General features: G+C 72.5%; 6 protein-coding genes. 2 read left to right on the forward strand and 4 right to left on the reverse strand.

What is annotated here, in order from left to right:
- Positions 1 to 3 precede the first annotated feature (3 nt).
- Positions 4 to 948, reverse strand: coding sequence for a GlxA family transcriptional regulator (locus MTQ10_RS08145; RefSeq protein ID WP_247463884.1), 945 nt, complete (start codon positions 946 to 948; stop codon positions 4 to 6).
- Between the two features lie 191 nt (positions 949 to 1139).
- Between MTQ10_RS08145 and MTQ10_RS08150 the strand changes: the two genes are divergently transcribed.
- Entirely contained in the window at positions 1140 to 1610 is a 471-nt protein-coding gene (locus MTQ10_RS08150; RefSeq protein ID WP_247463887.1) for a DUF2269 family protein, read from the forward strand.
- Between the two features lie 71 nt (positions 1611 to 1681).
- Here MTQ10_RS08150 and MTQ10_RS08155 read toward each other — a convergent pair whose 3' ends face one another.
- Both MTQ10_RS08155 and MTQ10_RS08160 read right to left on the reverse strand, forming a co-directional pair.
- Positions 1682 to 3157 carry an MFS transporter gene (locus MTQ10_RS08155; protein WP_247463890.1) on the reverse strand — a complete coding sequence of 492 codons (1476 nt, stop codon included), beginning with the start codon at positions 3155 to 3157 and terminating at the stop codon, positions 1682 to 1684.
- Positions 3158 to 3210: 53 nt separating this feature from the next.
- Positions 3211 to 4473: a DUF445 domain-containing protein gene (locus tag MTQ10_RS08160; protein ID WP_247463905.1), complete on the reverse strand. Its 1263-nt coding sequence runs from the start codon at positions 4471 to 4473 to the stop codon at positions 3211 to 3213.
- Between the two features lie 634 nt (positions 4474 to 5107).
- Between MTQ10_RS08160 and MTQ10_RS08165 the strand changes: the two genes are divergently transcribed.
- Positions 5108 to 6448: an SGNH/GDSL hydrolase family protein gene (locus MTQ10_RS08165; protein WP_247463893.1), complete on the forward strand. Its 1341-nt coding sequence runs from the start codon at positions 5108 to 5110 to the stop codon at positions 6446 to 6448.
- Between the two features lie 24 nt (positions 6449 to 6472).
- On the opposite strand, the gene MTQ10_RS08170 is transcribed toward MTQ10_RS08165, so the two are convergent.
- Positions 6473 to 7189: a DUF1707 SHOCT-like domain-containing protein gene (locus tag MTQ10_RS08170; protein ID WP_308404550.1), complete on the reverse strand. Its 717-nt coding sequence runs from the start codon at positions 7187 to 7189 to the stop codon at positions 6473 to 6475.
- Between the last annotated feature and the right edge of the window lie 187 nt (positions 7190 to 7376).

Here is a 7376-nt window from a genome sequence, read left to right on the forward strand (position 1 = left end):
TGGCTACTTCTCGCGGAACGCCCTGCGGTAGGCCTGCGGGCTGGTGCCCACCACCCGCCTGAACTGCTCCCGGAACGCCGTCGGCGAGCCGAAACCCGTCTGCGCCGCGATGCGCTCCACCGGGTACGTCGTCGTCTCCAGCAGGTACTGGGCGCGCCGCACCCGCGCCCGGTGCAGCCACCGCAGCGGGGTCGTACCGGTCTGCTCGCGGAAGCGGCGGTTCAGCGTACGGGTGCTCATGCCGGCCCGCGCCGCCATCCGCGCCAGCGTCAGGTCCTGCCCGCAGTTGTCCTCCAGCCAGGCCAGCAGCGGCTCCAGGGCCGTGCCCGCGGGCGCCGGCGGCAGGTCGTGGACGATGAACTGGGCCTGGCCGCCCTCCCTCTCCAGCGGCATCACCGACATCCGGGCGGCATGCGCGGCGACCGCGGAGCCGTAGTCCCGGCGGATCATGTGCAGGCACATGTCCAGGGCCGCTGCGGCGCCCGCCGCGGTGAGGAACTGGCCGTTGTCGACGTACAGGACGTTCGGGTCCACCTCCACTTTCGGGTACCGCTCGGCCAGCTCCCCCGCCGCGTACCAGTGGGTCGTCGCCCGCAATCCGTCGAGCAGGCCGGTCGCCGCCAGCACGAACGCGCCGACGCAGATCGACGCGATCCGTGTGCCGTTCGCCGCCGCGTCGCGCAGCGCCTCCGCCACCTCGGGCGGCAGCTCCCGCGGCAGGTCGGCCACGCCCGGCACGATGATCGTGTCCGCCTCCGCCAGCGCGTCCAGGCCGTACGGCGCGCTGATCGTGAACAGTCCCGCCGGCACCTCGTCCCGTGCCGCGCAGACCTTGATCCGGTACGGCTCCCTGCCGTCCGGCAGCCTCGCCCGGCCGAAGGTGTCGATCGGGGCCGACAGGTCGAAGGGGATGACGCCGTCCAGCGCCAGTACGGCCACGGAGTGCATGCCGAGAGCCTAGGTCAGGCGGCCCGGGTCGGTGGCAGGAGCCCGGTGGGTGACCGATTCCCGCCATGCCTTCATGGAGGCCTTCTGCCTGTCCCGCAGCCGGGGCATCGTCTCGGCCTGGCGAGAATCCGTCGGACCCTGGCATTCCCGCCGCTTTCGTGTGATCGACGTGCTGCCTAGCGTCTCCCTCCGTGACCAAGTTCCTTCTCGCCGTGCATGTGCTCGCCGCGATCGTCGCGGTCGGGCCCGTCACCGTCGCCGCCAGCATGTTCCCGCCCGCCGCCCGCCGTGCCCTGGCCGAGCCCGGGGAGGTGCGTGCGGCGGGGACCGTGCGGCTGCTGCATCGCATCTGCCGGGTGTACGCCGTCGTCGGCGCCGCCGTTCCCGTGTTCGGGTTCGCCACCGCCCGGCAGATGGGCGTGCTCGGCGACGCCTGGCTGATCGCGTCCGTCGTACTGACCGCCCTGGCCGCCGTCGTGCTCGGCGTCCTCGTCCTGCCGGGTCAGGAGAGGCTCATCGAGGCGGTCGACGGCGAGAGCAGCGGGGAGGTCACGCGGGCGGCCAGTGTGCGGCTCGCCATGGTCACCGGTGTGTTCAATCTGCTGTGGGCGACGGTGACCGTGCTGATGATCGTGCGGCCCGGCTCCACCACCGGCGCCTGACCGGGAGAGGGGGCGCCCATGAGCACGGTGACCGGTGGTCATGCACGCCCCTCCCGGCCCCGGCGGCGGGCTCACGCCTCGGCGGACGCCGGCCGCACCGCTGTCAGCGGCTCCGCGATGTCCTCCAGGGAGCGCCGCTCCGCCCGCACCGCGAGGGCCGCCGCGACCAGGCCGGCCGCGCACATCAGCGCCGCGCCGATGCAGAACGCGAGGACCGTGTCGCCGGTCTCGCCGGTGCCGGTCAGCTCCGCGAACAGCAGCGGGCCGCTGATACCGCCGGCGGCGGTGCCGAGGGCGTAGAAGAACGCGATGGACATCGCCCTGGTCTCCATCGGGAAGACCTCGGAGACCGTCAGATACGCGCTGGACGCGCCGGCGGAGGCGAAGAACAGCACCACGCACCAGCAGGCCGTCAGCGTGCCCGCGCTGAGCACGCCCTGCCCGAACAGCCACGCCGTGCCGAACAGCAGCACTCCGGACAGCAGATACGTGGAGGAGATCATCACGCGGCGGCCGACCGTGTCGAACAGCTTGCCCAGCAGCAGCGGGCCGAAGAAGTTGCCGAGCGCGATCACCGCGAAGTAGTAGCCGGTGTGGTCGGCGGGCACGTCGTAGAACGTGGTCAGGATCGCGCCGAAACCGAACGTGATCGCGTTGTAGAGGAAGGCCTGCCCGATGAACAGGGAGAAGCCGAGGATCGCGCGGCGGCGGTAGCGGGAGAACACCGTGCGGCCGATCTCCATGAAGGTGATGCTGCGCCGCTGGTGGATGGTGATCTCACCCTCCGGCTCCGGGAGCCGCTCGTCGTGCCGTTCGGCCTCCACCCGCTGCTCGATCGAGGAGACGATCTCCTCCGCCTCCTGGTCCTTGCCGTGGATCAGCAGCCAGCGCGGTGACTCCGGGACGTGCCGCCGTACGAGAAGGATGACCAGGGACAGGACCGCGCCGAGCGCGAACGTCAGCCGCCAGCCGACGTCCGCGGCGAAGATCGAGGTGTTCAGCGCGACGATCGACAGCAGGGAACCGGCGACCGCACCCAGCCAGAAACTGCCGTTGATGATCAGATCGACGCGTCCCCGGTAGTTCGCGGGGATCAGCTCGTCGATGGCGGAGTTGATGGCCGCGTACTCGCCGCCGATGCCGAAGCCCGTCAGGAAGCGGAACAGGAAGAACCACCAGGCGTCGAAGGAGAACGCCGTCAGCGCCGTCGCCCCCAGATACACGATCAGGGTGATCATGAAGAGCTTCTTGCGGCCGTAACGGTCGGTCAGCCGCCCCCAGAACAGGGCGCCGGAACACGCGCCCGCCACATACAGCGCGGCGGCCATACCGGTGATCTGGCCGGAGCTGATGTCCAGGCCGCTGCCCGTCTCCGACAGCCGGCTGGCGATGTTGCCGACCACCGTGACCTCGAGACCGTCCAGGATCCACACGGTGCCGAGCCCGACGACGACCGTCCAGTGCCAGCGCGACCACGGCAGCCGGTCGAGACGTGCGGGAATGTTGGTGGTGACGGTGCGGCCGGTCCCGGCCTCCGCGGTGGTCATGGGCACCCTCCTCGTCGAGCGAACCGCCCGACGGGTGCCCCGAAAGTGCAGGTCTACGCCCCCAGCGCCCGCGACACCGTGTAGATCAGCAGTCCCGCGAGCGAGCCGACGACCGTGCCGTTGATCCGGATGAACTGCAGATCACGGCCGATGTGCGCCTCGATCTTGCGGGTGGTGTGCTCGGCGTCCCAGCTCGCGACGGTGTCCGTGATCAGCGAGGTGATCTCCTTGCGGTACGTGGTCACCACGTGCACGGCGGCGCCCTCGACCCACCGGTCCACCTTCTCCTGCATGTTCGGCTCGCGGGCCATGCGCGCGCCCAGCGTCAGCAGCGACGTCCGGGTGCGCAGCCGCAGCTCGCTGCGCTCGTCGTCGGCCGCGGACATGATCATCGCCCGTACGGCCGTCCACGCGGACGCGATCAGGTCCTGCACCTCGCCCCGGCCCAGCACCTCGCCCTTGAGCCGCTCGACGCGGGCCCGTGTCTCCGTGTCGGACTGCAGATCGCCGGCGAAGTCGGTGAGGAAACGGTCCAGGGCGCCGCGCGCCGGATGCGAGGGCATGTCCCGCATCTCGGCGCAGAACCGCAGCAGCTCCTTGTAGACCCGCTCGCCGACCTTGCGGTCCACGAAACGCGGGGTCCAGCCGGGCGCACCGCCCTGCACGGCGTCCATCACCGAGTCGGCGTGCAGCACCAGCCAGTCATGGGCGCGGGAGACGATCAGGTCGACGATGCGGGTGTGACCCCGGTCGGCGACGATCCTCTCCAGCATCTTGCCGAGGCCGGGGGCTATCTCCCGGGCGTTCGCCCGGCGGGTGACGGCCTCTCCGACGACCGCCTGCACATCGGAGTCGCGCAGCACGGTCAGCGCGCCGCGCAGCGCGGCCGACAGCTCGGCGGTGACCCGGTCGGCGTTGGCGGGCTCGGCGAGCCATGCGCCGAGCCGGCGGCCTGTGCCGACGGCGCGCAGGCGCTGCCGTACGACGTCCTCGGAGAGGAAGTTCTCCCCGACGAACTCGCCGAGGGAGACACCCAGCTGGTCCTTCTTGTTGGGGATGATCGCGGTGTGCGGGATGGGCAGGCCCAGCGGGTGGCGGAACAGCGCGGTGACCGCGAACCAGTCGGCGAGCGCACCGACCATGCCCGCCTCGGCCGCCGCCGCCACATAGCCCGCCCAGGCACCCGCGCCGGAGTTCTGCCCCCACTTGGCGAGCACGTACACGGCGGCCACGAAGAGCAGCAGACCCGTCGCGGTGAGTTTCATACGGCGCACTCCGCGCCGCTTCTCCTCGTCGGCGGGGCTGAAGGTGGTCATCGCGCGCCGGCCGGGCGCGGCGGGCGCTGTCCGGCTCTGCGCCGTGGCGGACGGCGGGGCGGCGGCCCGGTCGCCGACGGCAGGGGACGGCTCGGCCGCCACCAAGTCCACCTGCGCGTTTTCGTCCTGCTGCGTCGGGTCCATCCTCTCCATCCGATCTCGCTCCCCCCGCCACCATTGTCCCCGCCCGGCCGCTTCCCGCCCCGTGCCCGGACCCTGGTTCAGCCCTGACCCGGCCCTGAGACACCCCCGATGCCCGAAGTCCCGGCCCCGATGCCCGGGAGCCCCGGCGGCACCTGGGCGGCTGCCGGAGCAGCGTGGGCGCGGCGCCGGGCGGTGGCCGGAACAGCAGCCGGCGAGCCTGGGCCCGGCCCCGAGAACAACTCCAGCCGGCTCCCGAACCGATTCCCGGCCGCCCCCCGAACCGACTCAACGCCGGTCCCGAACCGACTCCCGGCCGCCCCCGAGTCGGCTCCCGGCCCCCTCCCGAAACACGCCGCGGCCGATTTCACAGCCAACTCCCGGAACAATCGGAGGGTTCCCCCACGTCTGACCGGACGACGCCCATGACGCATCATGGGATGATCGACCACGGAGCCTCAGGCTCCCTCGGCCCGAGGAGAACACGCACCGCATGACCAGGCGTCAGGGTTGTGCTCTGCTGTCCGCGATCATCGCTCTGATCGTCGGCCTGTCCGCCGCGCTGTACGTGGGGGTCTCCGCCGGAGACGGCTCGGTCGGCTCGCAGGACCTGTTCGCCGACGGGCGCGGCCCGCACAACTCCGCGGCCCCCGCCTCCACCGGCGTCTGGGTCGGCACCTGGGCCGCCTCCCCGTCCGGCGCCGAACCGGGCACCGAGCGCACCGGCACGGCCGGACAGTCCGTGCGCAACGTGGTCCACACCAGCGTCGGCGGCACCAGCGCCCGCATCACCCTGTCCAACCTGTACGGCACCCAGCCGCTGGTCGTCACCCACGCCACCGTCGCCGTCGCCTCCGGCGACGGCACCGCGGCGGCCGACCCCGGCACCCTGCGCCGCGTCACCTTCGACGGCGGCGACACGCGCGTGGTCATACCCGCGGGGAGACAGGCGGTCAGCGACGCCGTACGGATATCCGTGCCCGCCGACGGCGACGTCCTCGTCACCCTGTACTCCCCCAGCTCCTGCGGCCCCGTCACCTTCCACAAGTACGCCCGCCAGACCTCCTACACCGCCGCCGGCGACCACGCGGCCGACGAGGACGGCACGGCGTTCACCGGGCGGACCACGTCCTGGCGCTACCTCACCGCGCTGGACGTGCTCAGCAACCAGGCCGAGGGCACCGTCGTCGTCCTCGGCGACTCCCTCACCGACGGCATGACCTCCACCCCCGGCACCAACCGGCGCTGGACCGACGTCCTCGCCGACCGGCTGCGCGAGGCCGCCGACGCCGGGCAGGACGTGCCCCGCTACGGCGTCGTCAACGCCGGGATCAGCGGCAACCGGGTCCTGACCGACGGGCTGGGGCGGCCCCCGGAGAACCTCAGCGGGCTGAAGCGGTTCTCCCGCGACGCCCTCGGCCACACGAACGTCAAGGCCGTCGTGATCGACCTCGGCGTCAACGACGTCATGCGCCCGGACACCACCCCCACAGCCGGGGAGATCCTCACAGGGCTGCGCACCCTGGTCTCGCAGGCCCACGCCCACGGCGCGCGCGTGGTCGGCGCCACGCTGATGCCGTTCGGCGGCTACCGCAGCTGGACACCGGCCCGCGAGACCGTACGGCAGCAGGTCAACGCCGTCATCCGGGCGGGCGGCGTGTTCGACGCGGTCGTCGACTTCGACGCCGCGCTGCGCGACCCCGCCGACGAGCGGCGGCTGCTGCCGGGCTACGACTGCGGCGACCACCTGCACCCCAGCGACGCGGGCTACCGCAAGATGGGCGAGATCTTCGACCTGGACGATCTGAAAGGGTCCGTACCGGCGCGCCTGTGACAGGGCCGGCGACGGATGCGCCTCTCAGTGCTCCCAGTGCCTGCCCCCGTCGCGGCCCAGCTCCCGGCGCCGCTCCTCCCTCAGCCGCCGCCGCTCCCCGCGGGGCGGCTTGCGCTCCACCCCCACCCCGCCCCAGAAGGCGAAGCCGGACACGACGACCCGAGGGGCGCCCGGGTCACCCCGGACACCGGACTCCCGCTGGTCGAAGCCGCCCATGATGCCGATGCCACGCACGACGACCTCGACGCCCGGCGGCACGACGATCTGCACCCCGCCCATGATCGCGACGCAGTTGATCTCGACCTCGCGGGCGGCGAAGTCCGCCTCCCGCAGATCGATCTCGCCGCCGCCCCAGAAGGTGAAGCAGGTGAAGCGGCGCGGCACCACCCAGCGCCCCTTGCGCTGGAACCCGGACATCACGGCCACGGCCCCGCTCGAACCGCCCTCGCCGCCGACGATCCGACCCGCCCAACCGCCGTCCGCGACAGGCTCCTTGGTCAGCCGCACGGCCGGGGTGTGCGCGCCCGGCAGATCCCGGGTGAGCGGGGTCAGCTCACCGTACGTCCGCGCCTTGTACGTGGCGTCCAGCCGCTCCTCGAACTCGTCCATGTCCAGCCGCCCCTCCGCGAGGGCGTCACGCAGCACCTCGGCGACCCGCTCCCGGTCCGCGTCGGAGGCACGCAGATCCCGGACGTCGGGGGCGTCCCGGCCGGGCTCGTCGGGCGGACGGCGGTCGGGCACCCGGGACGCGCTGTGCTGCGGCTCCCCTGCGGCGCCGCGCTCAGGCACGGACTCGTCGGTCATGGACAGCAGCCTACGAGGCGACGGCCTCCGGCACTACGCCGTCCGCGATGCCGGAAAGACCGCACAGGCAGCGGACACCCCGCCCCGGCCCCGGTCGGCTGTTGCGGCTGCGGCTGCGGCTCGT

This window comes from Streptomyces sp. XM83C (assembly GCF_023072675.1).
GTDB lineage: Bacteria > Actinomycetota > Actinomycetes > Streptomycetales > Streptomycetaceae > Streptomyces > Streptomyces thermocoprophilus.